The sequence below is a fragment of the Streptomyces sp. NPDC104761 genome (assembly GCF_055583445.1).
In genome coordinates this window covers 123,514-146,108 of the sequence record NZ_JBVJNZ010000013.1, presented here as the reverse complement: position 1 = coordinate 146,108, position 22,595 = coordinate 123,514, and the positions used below count along the sequence as shown (strand labels likewise).

At 71.3% G+C, this 22,595-nt stretch carries 18 protein-coding genes; 9 read left to right on the top strand and 9 right to left on the bottom strand.

Features of this window, described 5'->3' with window-relative positions:
* Window positions 1–161 precede the first annotated feature (161 nt).
* Both ACZ63F_RS31140 and ACZ63F_RS31135 read right to left on the bottom strand, forming a co-directional pair.
* Window positions 162–2,210 (bottom strand): phosphocholine-specific phospholipase C, encoded by a 2,049-nt coding sequence (locus ACZ63F_RS31140; protein ID WP_469715967.1) that lies wholly within the window; start codon window positions 2,208–2,210, stop codon window positions 162–164.
* A 287-nt stretch (window positions 2,211–2,497) separates the two neighbouring features.
* Entirely contained in the window at window positions 2,498–3,076 is a 579-nt protein-coding gene (locus ACZ63F_RS31135; RefSeq protein ID WP_469715963.1) for a PadR family transcriptional regulator, read from the bottom strand.
* Window positions 3,077–3,147: 71 nt separating this feature from the next.
* Between ACZ63F_RS31135 and ACZ63F_RS31130 the strand changes: the two genes are divergently transcribed.
* Window positions 3,148–3,546 carry a nuclear transport factor 2 family protein gene (locus ACZ63F_RS31130; protein WP_469716255.1) on the top strand — a complete coding sequence of 133 codons (399 nt, stop codon included), beginning with the start codon at window positions 3,148–3,150 and terminating at the stop codon, window positions 3,544–3,546.
* A 47-nt stretch (window positions 3,547–3,593) separates the two neighbouring features.
* Here ACZ63F_RS31130 and ACZ63F_RS31125 read toward each other — a convergent pair whose 3' ends face one another.
* Window positions 3,594–5,333 carry a GAF domain-containing sensor histidine kinase gene (locus ACZ63F_RS31125; protein WP_469715959.1) on the bottom strand — a complete coding sequence of 580 codons (1,740 nt, stop codon included), beginning with the start codon at window positions 5,331–5,333 and terminating at the stop codon, window positions 3,594–3,596.
* Window positions 5,334–5,767: 434 nt separating this feature from the next.
* On the opposite strand from ACZ63F_RS31125, the gene ACZ63F_RS31120 reads away from it, so the two are divergent.
* Entirely contained in the window at window positions 5,768–6,148 is a 381-nt protein-coding gene (locus tag ACZ63F_RS31120) for an STAS domain-containing protein (RefSeq protein WP_469715957.1), read from the top strand.
* A 22-nt stretch (window positions 6,149–6,170) separates the two neighbouring features.
* On the opposite strand, the gene ACZ63F_RS31115 is transcribed toward ACZ63F_RS31120, so the two are convergent.
* Entirely contained in the window at window positions 6,171–8,555 is a 2,385-nt protein-coding gene (locus ACZ63F_RS31115) for a phosphoketolase family protein (RefSeq protein ID WP_469715955.1), read from the bottom strand.
* Window positions 8,556–8,597: 42 nt separating this feature from the next.
* On the opposite strand from ACZ63F_RS31115, the gene ppk2 reads away from it, so the two are divergent.
* The 3 genes from ppk2 to ACZ63F_RS31100 all read left to right on the top strand — a co-directional run bounded on the left by ppk2 (window position 8,598) and on the right by ACZ63F_RS31100 (window position 12,093).
* Window positions 8,598–9,401, top strand: coding sequence for a polyphosphate kinase 2 (gene ppk2 / locus ACZ63F_RS31110; protein ID WP_469715953.1), 804 nt, complete (start codon window positions 8,598–8,600; stop codon window positions 9,399–9,401).
* Window positions 9,402–9,746: 345 nt separating this feature from the next.
* Entirely contained in the window at window positions 9,747–11,468 is a 1,722-nt protein-coding gene (locus tag ACZ63F_RS31105; protein ID WP_469715951.1) for a SulP family inorganic anion transporter, read from the top strand.
* Window positions 11,469–11,628: 160 nt separating this feature from the next.
* Window positions 11,629–12,093 carry a Crp/Fnr family transcriptional regulator gene (locus tag ACZ63F_RS31100; protein WP_469715948.1) on the top strand — a complete coding sequence of 155 codons (465 nt, stop codon included), beginning with the start codon at window positions 11,629–11,631 and terminating at the stop codon, window positions 12,091–12,093.
* 251 nt (window positions 12,094–12,344) lie between these two features.
* Here the strand turns inward: ACZ63F_RS31100 and ACZ63F_RS31095 are convergent, their stop codons facing one another.
* Window positions 12,345–12,926, bottom strand: coding sequence for a TetR/AcrR family transcriptional regulator (locus ACZ63F_RS31095; RefSeq protein WP_469715947.1), 582 nt, complete (start codon window positions 12,924–12,926; stop codon window positions 12,345–12,347).
* Between the two features lie 286 nt (window positions 12,927–13,212).
* Between ACZ63F_RS31095 and ACZ63F_RS31090 the strand changes: the two genes are divergently transcribed.
* The 4 genes from ACZ63F_RS31090 to ACZ63F_RS31075 all read left to right on the top strand — a co-directional run bounded on the left by ACZ63F_RS31090 (window position 13,213) and on the right by ACZ63F_RS31075 (window position 16,814).
* On the top strand, window positions 13,213–14,316 hold the full coding sequence (locus tag ACZ63F_RS31090) for a Gfo/Idh/MocA family protein (protein WP_469715944.1): 1,104 nt from the start codon (window positions 13,213–13,215) through the stop codon (window positions 14,314–14,316).
* A gap of 331 nt (window positions 14,317–14,647) precedes the next feature.
* Complete coding sequence (locus tag ACZ63F_RS31085) at window positions 14,648–15,712, top strand: Rieske 2Fe-2S domain-containing protein (protein WP_469715942.1); 1,065 nt, start codon at window positions 14,648–14,650, stop codon at window positions 15,710–15,712.
* Window positions 15,709–15,879: a hypothetical protein gene (locus ACZ63F_RS31080; protein ID WP_469715941.1), complete on the top strand. Its 171-nt coding sequence runs from the start codon at window positions 15,709–15,711 to the stop codon at window positions 15,877–15,879. Before ACZ63F_RS31085 ends, ACZ63F_RS31080 begins: the two co-directional genes overlap by 4 nt.
* Entirely contained in the window at window positions 15,876–16,814 is a 939-nt protein-coding gene (locus tag ACZ63F_RS31075; protein WP_469715938.1) for a PDR/VanB family oxidoreductase, read from the top strand. Before ACZ63F_RS31080 ends, ACZ63F_RS31075 begins: the two co-directional genes overlap by 4 nt.
* A gap of 69 nt (window positions 16,815–16,883) precedes the next feature.
* Here the strand turns inward: ACZ63F_RS31075 and ACZ63F_RS31070 are convergent, their stop codons facing one another.
* From ACZ63F_RS31070 to ACZ63F_RS31055, 4 genes are all read right to left on the bottom strand, one after another.
* Window positions 16,884–19,028 (bottom strand): discoidin domain-containing protein, encoded by a 2,145-nt coding sequence (locus tag ACZ63F_RS31070; RefSeq protein ID WP_469715936.1) that lies wholly within the window; start codon window positions 19,026–19,028, stop codon window positions 16,884–16,886.
* 88 nt (window positions 19,029–19,116) lie between these two features.
* Window positions 19,117–20,724: a glycoside hydrolase family 13 protein gene (locus tag ACZ63F_RS31065; RefSeq protein ID WP_469715934.1), complete on the bottom strand. Its 1,608-nt coding sequence runs from the start codon at window positions 20,722–20,724 to the stop codon at window positions 19,117–19,119.
* 31 nt (window positions 20,725–20,755) lie between these two features.
* A complete protein-coding gene (locus ACZ63F_RS31060) occupies window positions 20,756–21,637 on the bottom strand; it encodes a carbohydrate ABC transporter permease (RefSeq protein WP_469715932.1) in 882 nt (293 codons plus the stop codon).
* Window positions 21,634–22,590 (bottom strand): carbohydrate ABC transporter permease, encoded by a 957-nt coding sequence (locus ACZ63F_RS31055; protein WP_351955827.1) that lies wholly within the window; start codon window positions 22,588–22,590, stop codon window positions 21,634–21,636. The genes ACZ63F_RS31060 and ACZ63F_RS31055 overlap by 4 nt, the downstream gene beginning before the upstream one ends.
* Between the last annotated feature and the right edge of the window lie 5 nt (window positions 22,591–22,595).

Below are 22,595 nucleotides of genomic sequence, written 5' to 3'. Positions count from 1 at the left end.
CACTTTTTCTTCCTTCCTCCTCCCCCCCCCCCCCCCCCCCCCCCCCCCCCCCCCCCCCCCCCCCCCCCCCCCCCCCCCCCCCCCCCCCCCCCCCCCCCCCCCCCGGCCACGAACCACCCACAGCCGCCTGACAGCAGTCCCCACACCCCTTGGTCGCGCTCTCACACCGTGATGATCGCCGGGTCGCTGACCCCCGGCTCCCCGTTCTCGACATGCCCGGCGAACCGCCGCACGAAGCTCGCGTCCGCCTCCGACGTCACCGTCAGGTCGTACCACCGCTCACTGTGGTTGAGGTGCACGATGTGCGTCACGACGGCCCCGGCGCGCACCGTGAACGTCCGCCCCCGGCCGCCGTACCCGTCGGCCACCGCCAGCTTCACCGTGCCGCTGCCCTTGTTGGTGAAGGTCAGCTCGATGTCGTCGCCGTGCGGCCGGGCGGTGACCTCGGGTCCCGCCACCTTGCCAGGGCCCTGGAAGCCGCGCAGGAAGCCGTTCGGGCCGTGCACGGTCAGGTCGTAGGAGCCGCCCGAGTACACCGAGTTCCAGGTGTCGGAGACGGTCTTGCCCGCCTCGGTGGTGTAGCTCCAGGGGCCGTCGGAGCGGTTGTTGGAGGTCACCAGGAAGGCGGCACCGGCCTGCGCGCCGGACGCGAAGGTGAGCGTGAACCTGCCGGCCGCCGCGTCCAGCGCGCCGTCCACCAGCGGGGCGTACTTCAGCGGCCGGGTGGGACGGGAGCCGCGCTCCTGCTTCGGCAGCGCGGGGTTGGCCGGCGGGGTGGGCACGTAGTCGGGGTGGCGGTTGCCGTCCGGCGGCCGGTAGCCGTCCGTGGCGGGCAGCGCGACCGGCTTGGTGTCCTTGCGGGAGAAGTCGAACGCCGAGGTCAGGTCGCCGGTGACGGCACGCCGCCAGGGCGAGATGTTGGGCTCGTGGACGCCGAAACGGGCCTCCATGAACCGGATGATCGAGGTGTGGTCGAGCGTCTCGGAGCAGACGAAGCCGCCCTTGCTCCACGGGGAGACGACCAGCATCGGGACGCGCTGGCCGAGGCCGTAGGCGCCGGCGGGGTGGCTCGCGTTGCCCGCGAAGAGGTCCAGGGCCGGGTCGACCGTGGACTTGCCCTGCGCGGCGGAGGCCGGCGGGAACGGCGGGATCAGGTGGTCGAAGAAGCCGTCGTTCTCGTCGTACGTGATAAACACGGCCGTCTTCGCCCACACCTTCGGGTCGGCGGTGAGCGCGTCGAGGACCTGGGAGACGTACCAGGCGCCGTAGTTCGCGGGCCAGTTGGGGTGCTCGGTGAAGGCCTCGGGGGCGACGACCCAGGAGATCTGCGGCAGCTTGCCCGCCTTGACGTCGGCCTTCAGCTGGTCGAAGAAGCCCTCGCCCTTGGTGGCGTCGGTGCCGGTGCGGGCCTTGTCGTACAGCGGGTCGCCGGGCTGGGCGTTCTGGTACTGCTTGAAGTAGAGCAGCGAGTTGTCGCCGTAGTTGCCGCGGTAGGCGTCCTGGATCCAGCCCCAGCCGCCGGCCGCGTCCAGGCCGTCGCCGACGTCCTGGTAGATCTTCCAGGAGACGCCGGCCTTCTCCAGGCGCTCCGGGTACGTGGTCCAGCTGTAGCCGGCCTCGTCGTTGCCGAGGACCGGGCCGCCGCCCTGGCCGTCGTTGCCGGTGTAACCCGTCCACAAGTAGTAGCGGTTCGGGTCGGTGGAGCCCATGAACGAGCAGTGGTAGGCGTCGCAGATGGTGAAGGCGTCGGCGAGCGCGTAGTGGAACGGTATGTCGTCGCGGTTCAGGTACGCCATCGTCGTGGTGCCCTTGGCCGGCACCCACTTGTCGTACTTGCCGGCGTCGACGGCGGTGTGCGTGTCGTTCCAGCCGTGCGGGAGGTCCTGGATGAAGGCGAGGCCCAGGTCGTCGGCGTCCGGGTGGAAGGGCAGGACGTCCTTCGTGCCGTTCGACTGCTTCCACACGGACTTGTTGTTCTGGGTGACCGGGCGGGGGTCACCGAAGCCGCGGACGCCGCTGAGGGTGCCGAAGTAGTGGTCGAACGACCGGTTCTCCTGCATCAGGACGACGATGTGCTCGACGTCCTCGATCGACCCGGTGCGGTGGTTCGCGGGCAGTGCGGCGGCGCGCTGGATGCTGCTGGACAGCGCGGTGAACGCCGTGGTGGCGCCGGCCAGTTGAAGGAATCGGCGCCGGTTGACTTCGGACATGGGTGAGCGACCTCTCATCCTGACGCACGGGTTGGCCGGAACAGGGCGGATTGTGCGCGGATGCGAGTGTTCCAAGGGCATCGAACGTCAGGGAAGGGTCCGGTGGCGCGGATGTGAATCTCGGCGGTACGTGAGGGAGGAGGTCGGTAAGGAGACGGAGCCGGCCGACGGGTCCTGAGTGACCAACGTCTTCATCAGGGGCCCGGCCTGGCTGCCGGAGATCGCCGTCTGTTGATCCGGGCCCGGCTGCGGGGCGCCCCCGGGGTCGGGCGCCCCGCCGACCTCACCTATTCACTTTGTTGTCTAAGTCGCTCGGCCCGCTGCGCCAGCCTCCGCAGGGCCAGGTCCCCCCACTGGAGGTTGTCCCGCTCGAAGGACATCCCGCGCAGCAGGGTGAGGTACGGGCCGATGCGCTCCGTCTCGGCGAAGTACGCCTCCTCGGACCGGCCGGCGAGGAGACGCTGCCGGATCCGCTCGTAGCGGGCGAGTTTGGCAGTGGCCCACTCCATGCGCTCGGCGACGGCGGTCCGGACCGCCTCGATGTCACCGGCGTCCGCGCACTGCACCTTGACCAGCAGCTCGTCCCGGACCACCGCGGGCCGGCCGGGGGGCTCGGACGTGTAGGCGCGTACCGCCTCGCGGCCGGCGTCCGTCAGGGAGAACAGCCGCTTGTTGGGCCTGCGTTCCTGCTCGACGACGCGGGCGGCGACCAGCCCGTCCGCCTCCATGCGCTCCAGTTCGCGGTAGAGCTGCTGGGGCGTCGCCGTCCAGAAGTTGGCGACCGTCGCGTCGAATCCCTTCGCGAGGTCGTACCCGGAGGCCTCTCCCTCCAGGAGGGCGGCCATCAGCGCATTCCGCAGAGCCATGGCAGCACGCTAGCATGCACCTAATCAACTTTTTGACTAGGTGAGGTGGACCCATGCATTCCGCGCACCCCGTGCACCCCTTCCGCAAGGCCGTCGAGAGCGGCGACATGGCCGCCGTGGCCGCCCTGCTCGCCGACGACGTCGTCTTCACCAGCCCGGTCGCCTTCAAGCCGTACCCGGGCAAGCCGATCACGGCCGCGATCCTGCGCGCGGTGTCGCAGGTGTTCGAGGACTTCGCCTACGTACGGGAGATAGCGAACCCGGACGGCCGCGACCACGCCTTCGTGTTCACCGCCACGGTCGCCGGCAAGCGGCTCCAGGGCTGCGACTTCCTGCACTTCGACGAGGACGGGAAGATCGACGAGTTCACGGTGATGGTGCGTCCGCTGTCGGCCGCGCAGGCGCTGTCCGAGGCGATGGGCGCCCGGTTCGAGCAGATCGCCCAGGAGGCGGCAGCCGCCGCGCAGTGACCGGGCCACCGCACGGCCGACGGGGTACGGCGGGGGCCCGCCCGCTGCTACGGCTGCCCCGGCTCCCTCACGACCGGCACCCGCCACACCAGCGTCGTTCCCCCGCCCGCAGGCCCCTGGGGGCAGTCCCACTCCAGCCGGCCGCCGAGTTCCGCCGCCCGTTCCGCCATGTTCCGCAACCCGCTGCGACGGCCCTCGGGCGGGATGCCCACCCCGTTGTCCCGGACGGAGAGGACCAGCTCCCGCCCGTCGGTCGCCAGGACGACCTCCGTGCGGTCGGCCTGCGCGTGCCGGGCGATGTTGGTCAGGGCCTCGGACAGGACCGCGACCGCGTGGTCGGCGATCTCCTGGGGCACGTCGGTGTCGAGCAGCCCCTCCATCCGCACGCTCGGCGCGAACCCGAGCGCCGCGGCCGCCTCACCGGCCACCCGCACCGCACGCGCCCGCAGCCCGCTGCCCGCACCGCCCTCCCGGGCCCGCAACCCGAAGATCGTCGACCTGATGATCTTGATGGTCTCGTCCAGGTCGTCCACCGCCCGCAGCACCCGCTCCGCAGCCTCCGAGTGCTCGATGAAACGCCCCGCGCTCTGCAGGGTCATCCCGGTGGCGAACAACCGCTGGATCGCCAGGTCGTGCAGATCCCGCGCGATCCGGTCGCGGTCCTTGAGCACCGCGATCTCCTCCGCGTCCCGCCGCCGCTCCGCCAGCTCCATCGCGAGAGCCGCCTGCGCCGCGAACACCTGCAAGGGCTCGGTCTCCTTCGCCGTGAACGGCGGCCGGCCCGCCTCACGCGCCAGCAGCACGACACCCCGCACCCCCGCCTCACCCGTCCCGATCGGACTGGCCACCGCCGGCCCCAGCCCGGCAAACCGCGGCGGCTCCGGCGAGACCCGCTCGTCATGGACCACGTCCGTACTGGTCACCAGGGCACCCCGGGCGAACGCCAGACCCATGAGCGTCCTGTCCAGCGACAGCACCAGCCCCCGGTGGGCGTCCGCGTCCATACCGACGGCGATCTCCACCGTGAGCGAGTCGGTGTCCGTCATCGGGATCGCGACCGCGGCCAGCGCCGAACCGGTGATCTCCCTGGCCTGCTCGGCGATCAGTCCGAGAGCCTCGGCGCTCGGACTGCCCGACATCAGACTGTTCGTGATCTCCGCGCTCGCCCGCAGCCAGCGCTCGCGCAGCCGCGACTCCTCGTACAGCCGGGCGTTGTCGATCGCCACGCCGGCCGCCACCGCCAGCGTCGACGTCACCGCCACGTCCTCCTCGTCGAACTGGCCGCCGCCCCGCTTCTCGGTCAGATAGAGGTTGCCGAAGACCTGGTCGCGGACCCGGATCGGGACCCCGAGGAAGGAGTTCATCGGCGGGTGGTTCGGCGGGAAGCCGTACGAGGCCGGATGCTCGGAGAGCTTGGCCAGGCGCAGCGGCTCGGGGTCGCGGATCAGTTCGCCGAGGATCCCGTGGCCCTCCGGGAACGGGCCGATCCGGGCTATCTCCTCCTCGGTCACCCCGACCGTGTGGAACGCCGACAGCCGCCTGCCGTCCGGCCCGATGACTCCCAGGGCCGCGTACTCGGCGTCCACCAGCACCGCCGCCGCCTCCACGATGCTGCGCAGAGCCTGCTCCAGGTCCAGTTCCCGGCCGACCGAGAGCACCGCCTCCAGCAGGCTGTGCACCCGGTCCCGGGTCCCACGCGCCGCGTCCAGCCGCGCCTGCAGCTCCCCCAGCAGCTCGTCCAGCCTGAGCTGCGGCAGCCGCACCTGGGCCGCCTCATGGCTCTCCACCGCGCTCCTCCCGACCCCGTCGACTCGTACACCGGCAGGTCCGGTAAAGGCCCACGGTAGTGCGGGCCGACCTCGCCGGGCACCTGGATCGGGCAAGTCCGGCGGGCGTCAGCGCGGCGCGGCGGACAGCACCGGAACGGAACCCCCGTAACGGGTGGGCCGCCCGGGGCGTAAGGGCCGACCGGTCCCGAACCGGTGACCACCGGCACCCGCCACTGGGCACGGGCTGGGGAAGACTGGCCTCAGGAGCGGCACCGGTCCCCCGCGGTGTCGCTCCGCGCCGCCTGGGCTCACGGGGAGTACCGCGGGAGCCGCGGCGGGGATCACGGAACGGGGTCCAGGCCGTCCGGTGCACCGCAGGACGGGCCGTCCGGGGCGCCGAAGGGGCCGAACGGCCCTTCCGCGCGACCCGCCGGCTGGACTTCGCTCGTCTCATGGCCGACAACCACACGAGGTCCGCGACGTACCGCACGACCCGTACCGACGGGGGCATCACCGTCGTGACCCTGCACGGCGACCTCGACCTCCTGGCGGTTCCGGTCCTCTCCGTGGCCCTGGACGACCTGACGTCCGGTGCGGCGCCCGATCTGGTGCTCGACCTGAGTCCCGTCTCGTTCGTCGACTGCGCCGGCCTCGGTCTCCTGTGCCGGGCCCGCAACCGGGTCCGGTACCGCGTCGGCAGACTGCGCCTGGTCACGCCGGACGACGACTTCCGCCGGCTGCTGCGCCGCACGGGGCTGGGCGACGCGTTCGAGCTGTACCCCGGCCTCCCGGAGGCCCTCGCCGACGGGGACGCCTCCGTTCCGGTCGCCTGACCGGAACGGGGGACGCGGACGTTCAGCCGTTCCAGGTCCAGTCGGCGACCTCGGGCAGGTCGGTGCCGTGCTCGCGGATCCAGGCCTGGTGGCGGGTGCGGGCCTCGGCCATCTGCTGGCGTACGGCGGCGGCCCGGACCCCGAGGCCGGGCACCCGGTCGATGACGTCCATGACCAGCCGGTAGCGGTCCAGGTCGTTGCGGACGACCATGTCGAACGGCGTGGTCGTGGTCCCCGACTCCTTGTAACCGCGCACGTGCAGGTGCCGGTGGCCGGTGCGGCGGTAGGCGAGGCGGTGGATCAGCCAGGGATACCCGTGGTACGCGAAGATCACCGGCTTGTCGGCGGTGAACAGGCCGTCGTACTCGAAGTCGGTCATCCCGTGCGGGTGTTCCTCCTTGGGGAGCAGCCGGGTCATGTCGACGACGTTGACCACGCGGACGGCCAGCTGCGGGAGGTGGCGGCGCAGCAGCTGGGCGGCGGCGAGCACCTCCTGGGTGGGCACGTCACCGGCGCAGGCCAGCACCACGTCGGGTTCGCGGGTGCCGTCCTCGGTGCCGGCCCACTCCCAGATCCCGGCGCCGCGCGCGCAGTGCACGCGGGCCTCGTCCATGGAGAGCCAGTCGAAGCAGGGCTGCTTGCCGGCCACGATGACGTTGACGTAGTCCCGGCTGCGCAGCGCGTGGTCCGCGACCGAGAGCAGGGTGTTGGTGTCCGGCGGCAGGTAGACGCGGACGACCTCGGGGCTCTTGTTTAGGACGTGGTCGACGAAGCCGGGGTCCTGGTGCGAGAAACCGTTGTGGTCCTGGCGCCAGACGTGGGACGTGAGCAGGTAGTTGAGCGAGGCGATCGGTGCCCGCCACGCCAGCTCCCGCGATGTCTTCAGCCACTTGATGTGCTGGTTGACCATCGAGTCGACGATGTGCACGAACGCCTCGTAGCAGGAGAACATCCCGTGCCGGCCGGTGAGGAGATAGCCCTCCAGCCAGCCCTGGCAGGTGTGTTCGGAGAGGATCTCCAGCACCCGGCCGTGCCGGTCCAGGTGCTCGTCCACCGGCAGCAGCGCGGCCTGCCAGGCCTTCCCGCTGGCGCCGTAGACGGCCTGGAGCCGGTTGGAGGCGGTCTCGTCCGGGCCGACGAGGCGGAAGTCCCTTCGCCCCCCGGTGTCCTTCATGACCTGGGCCAGGAGATCGCCGAGGACCCGCGTGGGTTCGTGCAGGGCCGTACCGGGCTTGTCGACGGGGACGGCGAACTCGTCGAGGTCGGCCAGGGGCAGGTCGCGGACGAGCAGCCCGCCGTTGGCGTGCGGCGAGGCGCCCAGGCGCCGCGCCCCCTCGGGGACGCAGGCCAGCACGTCGGCGACCGGCCGTCCGTCGGGGCCGAAGAGTTCCTCGGGTCGGTAGGAGCGCAGCCATGCTTCCAGCTGCCGCAGGTGCTCGGGGTTCTCGCGGACACCGGCGAGCGGGACCTGGTGGGCCCGCCAGGTGCCCTCGACGGGGACGCCGTCCACCTCCGCCGGACCGGTCCAGCCCTTCGGCGTCCGCAGCACGATCACCGGCCAGTGCACCCGCTCGGTGATCCCCTCCTCGCGCGCCGAGCGCTGCATCACGGCGATCCGGTCCAGCGCGTCGTCCATCGCCGCCGCCATCGCCCGGTGGACCGCGTGCGGGTCGTCGCCCGTGACGTGGATCGGCTCATGGCCGTAGCCGCGCAGCAGCGAGTCGAGCTCGGACTCGGGAAGGCGGGCCAGGACCGTCGGGTTGGCGATCTTGTAGCCGTTCAGGTGCAGGATCGGCAGGACGGCGCCGTCACGGACCGGGTCGAGGAACTTGTTGGAGTGCCAGGAGGCGGCCAGCGGCCCCGTCTCCGCCTCGCCGTCCCCGATCACACAGGCGACCAGCAGGTCCGGGTTGTCGAAAGCGGCGCCGTAGGCGTGGGAGAGGGAGTAGCCGAGCTCGCCGCCCTCGTGGATGGAGCCCGGCGTCTCGGGAGCCACGTGACTGGGCACCCCGCCGGGGAAGGAGAACTGCCGGAAGAGCCGGCCCATCCCCTCCCCATCCCGCGGGACGTCGGGGTAGGTCTCGCTGTAGCTGCCCTCCAGCCAGGAGTTGGCCAGCACGGACGGGCCCCCGTGCCCCGGCCCCCACACGCACAGCGCGTCCAGGCCGCGCGCCCGGATCACCCGGTTGAGGTGGGTGTACACGAGGTTCAGGCCCGGTGAGGTGCCCCAGTGGCCGAGCAGCCGGGGCTTGATGTGCTCGGGACGCAGCGGCTCGGTGAGCAGCGGGTTGGACATCAGGTAGATCTGGCCCGCCGCCAGGTAGTTGGCGGCACGCCAGTGCGCGTCCAGGGTGCGCACTTCCTCGTCGGACAGTACGGTGGCGTCCTGGTGTTCGACCTTGGGCATCGGAGTGGCTCCATGGGTAGGTCATCGGGCGGTGGAGGCGGCATGGCCGGCAAGCAGGCGGCGGAGCTGCCGCGCAAGGTTTACGAGGCGGAACTGCTCCGGCTGCAGACCGAGTTGGTGAAACTGCAGGAGTGGGTGCGGGCCACGGGTGCACGTCTTGTAGTGATCTTCGAGGGACGGGACGCGGCCGGCAAAGGCGGGACGATCAAACGGGTGACCGAGCACCTCAATCCGCGGATCGCCCGGATCGCGGCGCTGCCGAAGCCCACCGAGCGCGAGCGCACCCAGTGGTACTTCCAGCGGTACGTGGAGCATCTCCCGGCGGCCGGGGAGATCGTGCTGTTCGACCGGTCCTGGTACAACCGGGCCGGCGTCGAACGCGTGATGGGTTTCTGTACGAAGGAGGAGTACCAGCTCTTCCTGCGGCACTGCCCGATCTTCGAGCGGATGCTGGTGGAGTCCGGGATCCTGCTGCGCAAGTACTGGTTCTCGGTGAGCGACACCGAGCAGCAGGACCGGTTCCGCAAGCGCCTCGACGATCCACTGCGGCGCTGGAAGCTCTCGCCGATGGACCTGGAGTCGATCACCCACTGGGAGGCGTACTCCCGGGCGAAGGACGAGATGCTGGTCCACACGGACGTCTCGGACGCACCCTGGTACGTCGTGGAGAGCGACGACAAGCGCCGGGCCCGGCTGAACATGATGGCCCACCTGCTGTCGACCGTGCCGTACCACGACGTGCCGCCGCCGGTGCTGGAACTCCCGAAGCGCCCACCGTCGACCGGCTACGAGCGGCCGCCCAGGGATCTGCAGACCTACGTTCCCGATCACGCGGCAAGCCTCTGAGCGAGCGGGTCCCCGAACGGCGCCGCCGGGCGGCCCCCGGCCGGGCCGGCGAGTGCCGCGGTGGCGGTGCGAAGCATGATCATCACCTCACGGTCTCCTGAGGGTCTCCTGGTCTCCTGGTCTCCTGGTCCGAGGGATCGCGCCGGGCTCCTTCGGCGGATCCGGTTCAAGCGTCGGGTCCGGGAGGTCAGGCGGGCAGGGGCCACAGGTCCCGGACCGGGGCCGCCCGGCCCATGCGGGGGCCGGCGGTACGGCCGACGGCACCGGGGCGGCCCCGGGCGCCGGATGCCGAAGGCAGGTACCGACGGATCACGGACTGCGGGACCACCGGACGGAAGGCGGCGCATGACCCACGGCAGTGGCGGACGCCCGGCGTGGCACCGGCTCGTGCCCGGACTCGTCTCGCTGCTCGGCTACCGGCGCGCCTGGCTGAAGGGCGACCTGCTGGCCGGGGTGACCGTCGCCGCCTACCTGGTGCCACAGGTCATGGCCTACGCCGGGGTGGCCGGGCTGCCCCCGGTCGCCGGTCTGTGGGCGATCCTGCCCGCGCTGGCCCTGTACACGGCGTTCGGCTCCTCGCGGCTGCTGTCGGTGGGCCCGGAGTCCACGACCGCCCTGATGACGGCCACCGTGGTCGCCCCGCTCGCCACCGGTGACCCCGGCCGGTACGCCGTCCTGGCGGCCGGCCTCGCCGCCACGGTCGGCCTGCTCTGCCTGGTCGCGCGGGCCGTCCGCCTGGGGTTGCTGGCGGACCTGCTCTCCCGCCCGGTCCTGATCGGCTACCTGGCCGGTGTCGCCCTGATCATGGTCGTGGACCAGCTGCCCAAACTCACCGGCGTACCGGGGACAGGGACCGAGTTCTTCCCCCAGCTCTGGTCGTTCTTCACCCACCTGGGCGAAGCCCGTACGGCGACCGTCGTTTTCTCGGCGACGACACTGCTCTTCCTCCTCGTCGTCACGCGGTACTTCCGGGTGCTCCCCGGCCCGCTGCTCGCGGTGGTGCTGGGCACGGCGGCCGTGGTGGCCTTCGACCTCGACGACCGTTACGGCATCAGGGTCATCGGCACCGTCCCGGCGGGTCTGCCCGGCCTCGCCGTGCCCGACCCGGCCGAGCTGCCACGCCTGGTGCTCCCTGCGCTCGGCGTCCTCCTGGTGGCGTACACGGACTTCGTCCTCACCGCCCGCGCGTTCGCCGGCCGCGGTCCGGACGAGGGGCCCGGGCTCGACGCCGACCAGGAGTTCCTGGCGCTCGGCGCGGCCAACCTAGGCGCGAGCGTCGTGCACGGCTTCCCGGTGAGCAGCAGCGCCAGCCGCACCGCCCTGGCCACCTCGGCGGGCGCCCGCAGCCAGGCGTACTCCCTGGTCGCCGGTGCCCTCGTGCTCGCGGTCCTGCTCTTCCTCAGCCCCCTGCTCGCCCGGACGCCCGCGGCGGTGCTCGGTGCCCTGGTCGTCTACGCGGCGACCCGCATGACCGACCTGGCCGGCTTCCGCCGGCTGGCCGCCTTCCGCCGCCGCGAACTGCTCCTCGCGCTCGGCTGCCTGGCGGGGGTGCTCGCCCTGGACATCCTGTACGGCGTGCTGGTCGCCGTCGGCCTGTCGGTGGCCGAGCTGCTGACCCGGGTGGCCCGCCCGCACGACGCGGTCGAGGGCCTGGTACCCGGCGTGGCCGGCATGCACGACGTCGACGACTACCCCACCGCCCGCACGGTCCCCGGCCTCCTGGTCTACCGCTACGACTCGCCCCTGTTCTTCGCCAACGCCGAGAACTTCCACCGCCGGGCCCTGGCGGCCGTCGACGAGCAGACCACACCGGTCCGCTGGTTCGTCCTGAACACCGAGGCCAACGTGGAGGTCGACATCACCGCCCTCGACGCGGTGGACGCCCTGCGCCGCGAACTGACCGCGCGCGGTGTCGTCTTCGCACTCGCCCGGGTGAAGAAGGACCTCCTGGACAGCCTGGAGGCGTACGGCCTCGCCGACGCGGTCGGCCACGACCGGATCTTCCCGACCCTGCCGACGGCCGTGACGGCCTACCGCGCGTGGCTGGCGGCACAGCCGGACGGGTGAGACGGGGACCGGGTTCGGCAGTGCGGGGACGGCCTTCCGGCCCATGGCCGTACCGAAGGTCCCGAACCTGAGGGACCGCTCGGCCCATGGCGGGCCCGGCCCCGGCACCGCACGCTGGCAGTGGCAGCCCGTACCCACGTCCCGCCCCGGGAGGCAGGCCATGAACACCCCGTCGACCCTCAGCATGCCGCGCGTCCTGCCCGCCGACCGGCAGCGGCAGCTGATGCGCCTCGCCCGGGAGGTCGCCTTCCCGCAGGGCACGCGGCTCTTCGAGGAGGGCGGTCACGCCGACCGGTTCTGGATCATCCGCACCGGCCGCGTCGAACTCGACCTGCACGTCCCGGGCCGCCGTGCGGCCGTCATAGAGAGCCTCGGACACAACGAGCTCATCGGCTGGTCCTGGCTGTTCGCGCCCCCGGTGTGGCACCTGGGTGCCGAGGCCACCACACCGGTACGCGCCTACGAGTTCGACGCCGCGACCGTCCTGGCCCTGTGCCGGGAGGATCCGGCGCTGGGCAACGCGGTCAGCCTGTGGGTGGGCCAGGTGCTCGCGCACCGTCTGCGCGCGGCCCGGAAACGGCTGCTGGACCTGTACGCCCCGTACGGCGCCGGCACGACCGTCTGACACCGTCCGCGGCCGGCGCACACCACCGGTGAGGCAAGTGGGCCGGTCGCCCCTGGTGCGACCGGCCCCGGCGGACGGGATACCGGGAGCAAGGGGACGTCACGATGCCGGAGCCGCGCACCTTCTCGGAGCAGGACCCGATCCGTGTGTAACTGCTGGACGACCAGGGCGCTCTCGGGCCCACAGCCCAAGCGGCGGGAAGCGCGTACCCACGGGAGACCGAAAAATTTTTTGACTGATCATTCCTGCGTTCAGTCGAGGGCATCCAGGGCGACGTCGACGACGGCCATCAGCGCGTCCCGGTCGGGGGCGATGGCACCCATGACCCGCAGACCGTGCAAAGTCACGGCCAGGTACCGGGCGAGGTCACGCGCGTCGCGCCTGCCGGAGAGCTGCCCGGCCGCCTGCGCCTCCGCGACGACCTCGGCCAGCGCGTCCTCCAGCAACTCCGTCGTCGACCGCACATGGGCGGCGACCTGCGGGTCGTGCGCGATCCGCTCCATGGCGGCACCGACGATCAGGCAGGCCCGGCGGCTGCCGTCGCGAGCGATCTCGTCCACCGCCGCGACCAGGGCCTCTCGCAGCAGTTCACGCCCCGGGGCGCCCTGACGCAACACCTCGACCAAGGGCAGGGCATGGCGCTCCCGGTAGCGGTCCATGGCCGCGAGGTAGAGGCCTTCCTTGCTGCCGAAGGCCGCGTACAGCGAACCGCGGCCCACCCCGGTCGCGTCGACCAGGTCCTGCACCGACGTGCCCTCGAAGCCCTTGCGGCGGAAGGCGTTCATCGCCGCCTCCACCGCCCTGTCGGTGTCGAACTCCCTGACGCGTGCCATAGGCGGGACCCTACACCTATCAGGAACGAACGGTCCATTTTCTCCCGTGACCCTCGCCACCTTCGGATTCCGGAGATTTTTTTGACTCTTCGTTCCACATAGGTTTGACTCTGCCACACCGGACCTTCCCGGCCACGGAGTCCGGACCCTCGTAACCCCCACGACCCACGCCGCACGCCGTACGGCCCTCGACACCCGGCTTCGGGCGGCACGGCACCGTCCCCACCTCGACTCCCCCGGCCGCCGCGCCGAAGAAGTGACCCCACGACCACATAGGAGCCATGACATGAAGAACCCCATCGGTGTCGGCATCATCGGTGCCGGCCAGGCAGGTTGGGCCTCCCTCAGCCACGTGCCCGCCCTCAAAGCACATCCGGACTTCGAACTGCGCGCCATAAGCACCTCCCGCCTGGAGTCCGCCCGAGCGGCGGCCAAGGCGTTCGAAGTCGAGGCCGCCTTCGACCACCACTCCGGCCTCCTCGCCCACCCGGGCGTCGATGTCGTGGTCGTGGCCGTCAAGGTCCCGCACCACCGGGAGCTGATCTCCGCGGCGATCGACGCCGGCAAGACGGTCTACGCCGAGTGGCCAATCGCCCTGAACACGGCGGAGGCGTCCGAGCTGACCCTGCGCGCCGAGGCCGCCGGTGTGCGCACCGCCGCAGGGCTGCAGGGTCGTTACCACCCCGAACTGCGTTACGCGCGCAAGCTGATCGAGGACGGCCGGATCGGCCGCATCCTCGGCACCACTCTGGTGGGCTCGGGCATGGTCTGGGGCGGACAGACCACCCGCGCCCACGCGTACTGGTACGACCGCACCCAGGGCGCCACCCCCCTGACCGCCGCGGCACTCCACACCATCGACGCGCTGAACGTCATCCTCGGGGAGTTCGCCCACCTGTCGGCGAATCTCGTCCTCGGCCGCACGGAGGTCACGGTGACCGACGACGGCAACTCCGTCGTCCCGGTGACCGCCGCAGACCAGATCTCCGTCATCGGCACCCTGGACAGCGGCGCAGCCGCCTCCGTGTTCTACCGCGGCGGCGCTTCTCGCGGCGAAAACTTCCGCTGGGAGATCAACGGCACCGACGGGGACCTGGTGTTGACAGCGGACTGGGGGAACCTCCAGGTCGCCGACCTCACACTGCACGGCGGCTTCGGCACCGACACGTCGGTATCGCCGATCGAGGTACCTGCCGGGTACTCCGCCGACATTCCCCCGGGCCTTGTCGGACCGCCCAGGAACGTCGCGGCGCTGTACACGAACCTGGCCCGCGACCTGCGGGAGGGGACACACACCGTCCCCGACTTCACCTATGCCCGCAGGCGGCACCGGCTGCTGGACGCCATCGAGCACGCGTCCTCGACAGGAAGCAAGCCGCCCGGCGCGTGATCCCGGCACCGGAGGCCGGCGCGCCGGCGCACCACAGGCCCCGGCCTCCGCCGAACCGGCGTATCCCTCCCAACGGATGGCCACGATCTACCGACTTCGCGCGAGGCCAGGACCCCGATGCGACCGCAGCACCGTCACGGCCGCGCCCGGCAGCCGAGGAAAGCCGTTCTGGTGGCCAGGGACTGACGGAACACGGCTCTGAACAGCCCCTTTGCAGAAGTCCTTCCGCCTGGAGGAAGCTGCCTTGCCAAGCCGACGCAAGCCTCACGACCCTGATTCCAACCACGGCACGCGGGGCGACGGAGCCCCGCCGACAGGGACGGGAACTGCCATGCCGCACATGACCGCGTTCGCCAGGAACCAGTGGTACGTCGCCGCCTACAGTCACGAGGTCGGGCGTGAGCTGCTCGGACGGACGATCCTCGGGGAGCCCCTCGTGTTCTACCGGGCCGAGGAGGACGGCACGCCCGTCGCCCTCGCCGACCGCTGTGTGCACCGCCGTTACCCGCTGTCGGAGAGCGGGCTCGACGGCGACCGGATCGTGTGCGGGTACCACGGGTTCACCTACGACCGGACCGGCGCGTGCGTGTACGTGCCGGGGCAGAAGCGCGTCCCGCGCACCGCACGGGTCGCCTCCTACCCGGTGGTCGAGCAGGACTCGCTGGTGTGGGTCTGGATCGGCGACCCCGCGCTCGCCGACGCGGGCGCCGTCCCGCGCGCCCGGCACCTCGACTCCCCCGGCTGGCTGACCGTGCGCGGCATGGAGCCCATCGACGCCGACTACGGTCTCCTCGTCGACAACCTCCTCGACCTCTCCCACGAGACGTATCTGCACGGCGGTTACATAGGCACCCCCGAGGTCGCCGAGACGCCCATCACCACCGAGGTCGACGAGGGCGCCGGGATCGTACGGGTCAGCCGGCACATGGACGACGCCGAGTGCCCCCCGTTCTACGCCCGTTCCACCGGCATCGAGGGCCGGATCACGCGCTGGCAGGACATCGAGTACCACGCGCCGTGCCTGTATCTGCTGCACAGCCGGATCGCGCCGGCCGGGGTGGTGCCGGAGGCGGACGGCAGCGACCCGAACGGCTTCCACACCGAGATCACCTATGCGATCACCCCGTCCTCGGACGGCAAGGTGTACGACTTCTGGATGGTCTCCCGGGACTGGGCGACCGACGACGCCGAGGTCACCGAGTTCCTGCGGAGCAACAACCACACGGTGGTCATGCAGGACGTGGACGCCCTCAACCTCCTGCAACGGACACTGGGTTCGGAGCGGGCCGGCTACCAGGAGCTGAGCATCAACATCGACACCGGCGGCCTGGCCGCCCGCCGTATCCTCGCCCGGCTGGTCGAGGAGGGCGACAAGCCCGTGGAGAAGGTCCTGTGAGCACACCGACCGGGGAGATCTACCGCATCGACTGGCTGCCGGGCACCGACGTCCTGCACGGCACCTGCCACTGCGGCGCCGAGCACAGCGCCCAGGACCCGGTCGAGATGTGGGAGTGGATGCTCGGCCACCCCGAAGGCCACCAGCTCCCGGAGCGCACCGCATGAGCCTCTACGAAGCCGAACTCGTCGTGCAGGAATGGGAGTCGGCGGCCGACGGCGTGGTCGCCCTCACGCTTGGGCACCCCCTCGGCGAGGAACTCCCGGGCTGGGAGCCGGGGGCGCACGTCGATGTCGTGCTCGGTCCCGGCCTCGAGCGGCAGTTCTCGCTCTGCGGGGATCCCGCGGACCGCTCCGGCTGGCGGATCGCGGTGCTCAGGGAGCCGGCCGGGCGGGGCGGATCCGCGCACGTCCACGAGCAGTTGGGCGTCGGTGACAAGGTGCGGGTACGCGGGCCGCGGAACCGTTTCCGGCTCGAACCCGCGCCGCGCTACCGGTTCGTCGCGGGCGGCATCGGCATCACCCCGATCCTGCCCATGCTCGCCGCCGCCGAGGCCGCGGGCGCCGAGTGGACGCTGCTGTACGGCGGCCGGACCCGGCGGTCCATGGCGTTCACCGGTGAGTTGGCGCGGTACGGGGACCAGCGGGTCACCGTCGTACCGCAGGACGAGGCCGGGCTGCTGGACCTGGCCGCGGTACTCGACGACGTCCCGGACGGCACCCTCGTGTACTGCTGCGGTCCGGGGCCGTTGCTGGACGCGGTGGAGGCGCGCTGTCCGGCCGGCGCCCTGCGGGTCGAACGGTTCCAGCCGAAGGCCCAGGAGGCGGACGGGGACCGGGAGTTCGAGGTCGTCCTCGCGCAGAGCGGCCGTACCCTCACCGTCGCGCCCGGTGTCTCGGTGCTCGACACGGTCCGGGCCGCCGGGGTCGAGGTGCTCTACTCGTGCACCGAGGGCACCTGCGGGACGTGTGAGACGGACGTCCTCGAAGGCGAACCGGACCACCGGGACTCGGTGCTCACCGAGGAGGAACGGGCGGCCGGGGAGACCATGCTCATCTGTGTCTCGCGGTGCCGAGGGGCGCGCCTGGTGCTGGATCTGTGATCCGCAGGTCCGCCTCGCTCGCCGCCACGGCCGCCCGCCGAAGCGCGGGGTTCCCGGGGGGTGACCCGGTCAGGAGGTCAGATACGCCTCCACCTCACTGAACTGGCTCGCCGGCCAGCCGCTGTTGGCGGTGACGGTGAGCCGCAGGTAGCGCAGGTTGGTGGAGCCGGGCAGGGGCACGGTGACGGTGTTGCCGGTGGCCGGGTCGAAGCGGTAGCCCGTGGAGCCCACCACGGTCGAGAAGTTCGACCCGTCGGTGCTGCCGAGGACGGTGACGGTCTCGGTCCGGGCGCTCCAGGCCGAGGACGGGGGGAGCTTCAGCACCAGGCGGCGGGCGGCGTAGGAGGAGCCGAGGTCGACGGTCAGCGACTGCGGGAAGGCGTTGTTGGTCGACTCCCAGTAGCTGTTCGCGTCGCCGTCGACCGCCTTGCCCGGGGTGTAGACGTCCTGCGAGCCGGTGGCGGTCGCCGGGCGGCCCTTGGCGAGGTTGCGGTTCGGGTCCGGGTCGGGGTTGCCCTGCCCGGGGGCCGGCCAGGTGGAGCAGTCCGACCAGGTGCCGGCCCAGCCGGAGTTGCCGCCGCCGTCGGTGAGCGTGAAGGAGCCGGAGCCGGCCGGGTAGGGGCAGTTGTAGATGCCGGCCGCGCCGACGCCGGTGGCGGTGACGTTGCGGAAGGTGGCGGCGCCCTGCGCCTCGGCCTGGACCACGACCGTGCCGGTGTTCTGCACGGTCGCGCCGGTCACGTTGACGTTGCGGACCGGGTACCCCTGCCCGCCGCCTGAGACGAACTCGAAGGCGCTGTACGGGCTGTTGGTGATCGTGGTGTTGGTGATGTTCACCGTGGCGTTGATGGCGCTGTCGTAGGAGTCGACGCGCAGCGCGCCCATCGGGTGGTTCCAGTTGGGGTTGATCGCGCCGGTGCGCACCAGCGTGTTGCCGTCGACCGTGATGGTGCCGGACAGCGGTGAGAACGGGTCGAGGAACTTCTGGTTGGAGATGGCGATACCGCTGCCCAGGGCGTTGGTGTCGGAGATCAGGTTGTTCTTCACCGAGAGGTCGGTGCCGCCGTAGATCGCGATGCCGTTGGCCAGGTTCGGCTGGGAGACGGTGTTGTTGGTGAAGCTGGAGTTGGAGTCGGGCGAGTTCAGGGACCACATGGCGAGGGAGTCGTCGCCCTGGTTGCGCAGGAAGTTGTTGCGGACCTGGACGCCGTGGGCGTTGCCGTTGAGGTTGAGGCCGTCGGCGGTGGTGTCGAGGATGCGGTTGTTCTCGACGACGAGGTTGTCGTTGTTGCCGGTCAGCCAGAACCCGCACTTGAGGTGCTGGATCCACATCCCGGAGACCGAACTGCCGGGTCCGAGGGAGCCGTTGACGAAGTTGTCCGGGTTGGAGTCGACGCGTTCGGTCACCTCTCCGATGACCGCGAAATTGGTGATGTGGACGTTCCCTGAGGAGCTGGACTGGTCGATGAACCGGGAGGTGTGCACGACCGAGTACCAGCTGCCGGCGCCGAGGAGGGTCACGTTCTGCACGCCGCTCAGCGAGGACGTCAGCCTGTAGTCGCCCGGCGGGATCCACACCGTGCCGCCCTGGGCGGCGGAGACGGCGTCCCGGAAGGCCTGGGTGGAGTCGCCGTTGCCGCTCGGGTCGGCGCCCTTGGAGACGACGGAGACCGACCCGGCGGGCTGCGAGGCGGCCGCCGCGACCTGCTCGAAGTCGGCCACGTCGACGGTGACCTGGGTGCCGGTGGACTCGAAGGCCACCTTGTCGCCGGCCTGGATGTTCTGGCCGAGCAACAGCCGGGCGTTGTCGAAGAAGTGGTGCTGCTTGGCTCCTGCGATCCAGCTGGTGTCGACGTAGGAGTACTTGGAGGTGACGGCCAGGGTCCTGGCGATCCTGACCCCGTTGACGTACACGTTCAGGCTGCCGGTCTGGCCGTCGGGGACGCTGTAGGAGAGGTTCACGGCGTTGGACGCCTGGGGGGCGGTGAACTCGACCCGCTGTCCGGAGGTGAGACGCACGGCCTGACGGCCCGAGGCCTCGGAGGCGAGGGTGCCCTGGGTGTAGTCGGGGCCGATCTTCGTACCCGTGGTGGTCGCCGCCTCCGCCTCCACCGAGGTGAAGGGGAGGCTCGCGCCCGCGGCGGCGTGGGCGGCGGGTGCGAGGGCGACGAGCATGCCCGCGGCGAGCGCCACGACCGCCGCCACAGCTGGCATGCTCCTGACAGAGATGGCTGTGCTGCGCTGCATGTGCTGATCCCTTCGGGGGTGGGGGGACGGGGATAGCGCGAGCGTTACCGGCGGCTCAGTTCGTCAGCCAGGCCGCCGTGTCCTGCGGCAGCCGGCCGGCGTCGTCCAACGGGCCGCTGCTGAGCAGGAGTTCGGAGTGGGCGGGGAGTTCGGCGGGGGTGGCGCCCAGGTTGACCACGCACGTCACACCGTCGGCGCGGCTGAAGGCGAGGACGCCCTCGGGGGCCGGCAGCCAGGTCAGCGGGCCCGCACCGAAGCGCGGGCGCAGGGCGACGGCGCGCCGGTACAGGGCGAGCATGGAGCCGGGGTCGTCCTGCTGCCGGTCGACCGCGTACGACGCCCAGCCGGCCGGCTGCGGCAGCCACGGCTCCTGACCCGAGCCGAAGCCCGCGTGCGGCGCCCCGGCCGCCCAGGGCAGCGGCACCCGGCAGCCGTCCCGGCCCGGGTCGGTGCCGCCGGACCGGAAGTACATCGGGTCCTGGATGCGGTCGACCGGGATGTCGGCCTCCGGCAGCCCCAGCTCCTCGCCCTGATAGATGTAGACCGCGCCGGGCAGGGCCAGGGAGAGCAGCGCGGCCGCACGGGCCCTGCGCGTCCCCAGCTCCAGGTCGGTCGGGACGCCGAAGGCCTTCGCCGCGAAGTCGAAGGCGGTGTCCTCGCGGCCGTAGCGGGTGGCCGTACGGGTCACGTCGTGGTTGCACAGCACCCAGGTGGCGGGGGCGCCGACCGGGGCGTGCTCGGCGAGGGTGGTGTTGATCGACGTCCGCAGCCGGGCCGCGTCCCAGGGGCAGGACAGGAAGGAGAAGTTGAAGGCGGTGTGGAGTTCGTCGGGACGCAGGTAGCGGGCGAAGCGTTCGGCGTCGGGGAGCCAGACCTCGCCGACGAAGACCCCGTCGTAGGCGTCCGCGACCGCGCGCCAGGCACGGTAGATGTCGTGGAGTTCGTCGCGGTCGACGAAGGGGTGCGGGTGCGGGTGCGAGGCCAGGTCGGGCAGGTCCGGGTCCTTGGCGAGCAACGCGGCCGAGTCGATGCGGACGCCCGCGACGCCCCGCTCGAACCAGAAGCGCAGGATGTCCTCGTGCTCCTGGTGGACGGCCGGGTGCGCCCAGTTGAGGTCGGGCTGCTCCGGGGTGAACAGGTGCAGGTACCACTCGCCGTCGGGCAGCCGGGTCCACACCGGTTCGGTGGAGCCGACGAACTGCGACGGCCAGTCGTTGGGCGGCAGGTCGCCGTTCGGGCCGCGGCCGGGGCGGAAGTGGAACAGCTCGCGCTCCGGGCTGCCCGGCCCGGCGGCCAGCGCCGCCTGGAACCACGGGTGCCGGTCGGAGACGTGGTTGGGGACGATGTCGACGATCGTCCGGATGCCCAGCTCCCGCGCTTCCGAAATGAGCTTCTCGGCCTCGGCGAGGGTGCCGAACGCCGGATCGATGGCCCGGTAGTCGGCGACGTCGTAGCCGCCGTCCTTCATGGGGGACGGGTACCAGGGGCTGAACCACAGCGCGTCCACGCCGAGTTCGGCGAGGTACGGCAGCTTCGCGCGGACGCCCGCGAGGTCGCCGGTGCCGTCGCCGTCGCTGTCGGCGAAGCTGCGCACGTACACCTGGTAGATGACGGCCGAACGCCACCAGTCCTGGTCCTTCGGGGCATGGCTGGGCTGTCCCACTGGGCGAACCTTTCTGTCGGAGGAAGGGCCGTCAGCCCTTGGTGCTGCCCGCGCTGATCCCGGCGATGATGTGCCGCTGGAAGACGAGGAACAGCGCGACCATCGGGATGCTGGCGATCACCATCGCGGCAATGAGCACGGTGAGCTGGATGTTCTGCGACAGCTGGACCAGGGCCACGCTGATGGGCTGCTTGTCCGTGTCGGAGAAGACCATCAGCGGCCACAGGAAGTCCTGCCAGACCGCCACCAGGGCGAAGATCGAGACGACCCCGAGGACCGGACGGGACATGGGCAGGACCACGGACCAGAGGATGCGCAGCTTTCCGGCGCCGTCGATCTCGGCGGCCTCCAGCACGTCGCGGGGCAGCTGGTCGAAGAACCGCTTGAGGAGGTAGAGGTTGAATGCGTTGGCGACGGCCGGCAGCCAGATGCCGAGCGGGTCGTTCAGCAGGCTGGTGTGAAGGAACGGCAGGTCGGCGACGGTCAGGTACTTGGGTACGACCAGGGCCTGGGCCGGCACCATCAGGGTGGCCAGGATGCCGCCGAGGATCACGTTGCCGAAGGCCGGCTTCAGCTTCGACAGGGCGTAGGCGGCGGCCGTGCAGAACACCAGCTGGAAGGCCCAGGCACCGGCCGCCTGCACCACCGTGTTCCACAGGTGCTCCGGGAGCTGCATCAGGTCCCAGGCGTCGGTGTAGCCGGACAGGTGCCAGTGCGTGGGGATGACGGTGGGCGGGGTCCGGGCGATCTCGTCCGGCGACTTCATCGCGCCGGTCACCATCCAGTACACGGGGAACAGGAAGGCGAGCGCGAACAGGACGACGATCCCCGTGAAGACCGTCCAGTAGGCCGCTCTCCCGCGCGGGCGGGCCAGGGTCGCCGGGGAGATCAGGGTGCGGGTCGCGCTGCTCATCCGTCCTCCCCGGACCGGGTCAGCCGCAGGTACACGGCCGAGAAGATGCCGAGCAGCACCAGGAGCATCACGCTGAGCGCGCAGGCGCCGCCGAAGTCGTTGTAGAGAAAGGCGTACTTGTAGATCAGGTAGAGCACGGTGACCGTGGCGTTCTCCGGACCGCCGCCCGTGATGACGAACGGCTCGGTGAACACCTGCATGGTGGCGATGATCTGGAGCAGCATCAGCATGAGGATGACGAACCGGGTCTGCGGGATCGTCACGTGCCGGACGCGCTGCAGGAGGTTCGCGCCGTCCAGTTCCGCGGCCTCGTACAGCTCACCGGGGATGGACTGGAGGGCGGCCAGGTAGATCAGGACGGTGCCGCCCATGTTGGCCCAGGTGGCCACGATCACCAGGGAGACGAGCGCGGTGCCGGTGCCGTTGGTCCAGTTCGAGGTGGGCAGGTGCAGGAAGCGCAGCGTCTCGTTGGCGAGGCCCGCCCCGGGGTCGTAGAACCACTTCCACAGCAGGGCGCTGACCACCGGCGGGATCATCACCGGGAGGTAGACCACGACCCGGAAGAACGCCTTCGCGTGCCGCAGTTCGTTGAGGACCAGGGCGAGGACGAAGGGGATCGCGAAGCCGATGAGCAGGGCCAGCAGCGTGAAGGTGAGGGTGTTGCGCCAGGCCGCCGAGAACTCGGGGTCGTGCAGGACCCGGGTGAAGTTGGCGGTGCCTACCCACTCGGCGGACGAGCCCGGCGTGTACTTCTGGAAGGAGATCACCACGGCGCGGATCGCCGGGTACCAGGAGAACAGCGCGAAGCAGATCAGTCCGCCGAGCAGGAAGCCGTAGGCGCGGACCTGGTCGGTGATCCGGCGCCGCCTCCGGTCCCCTGCCGGGGGCGGCGCCGGAGTCTGTCGGGCGCCGACCGCCGCCGGGGCGGGTCGGTGCTCGGCCGTCTTGGTCATCGCGG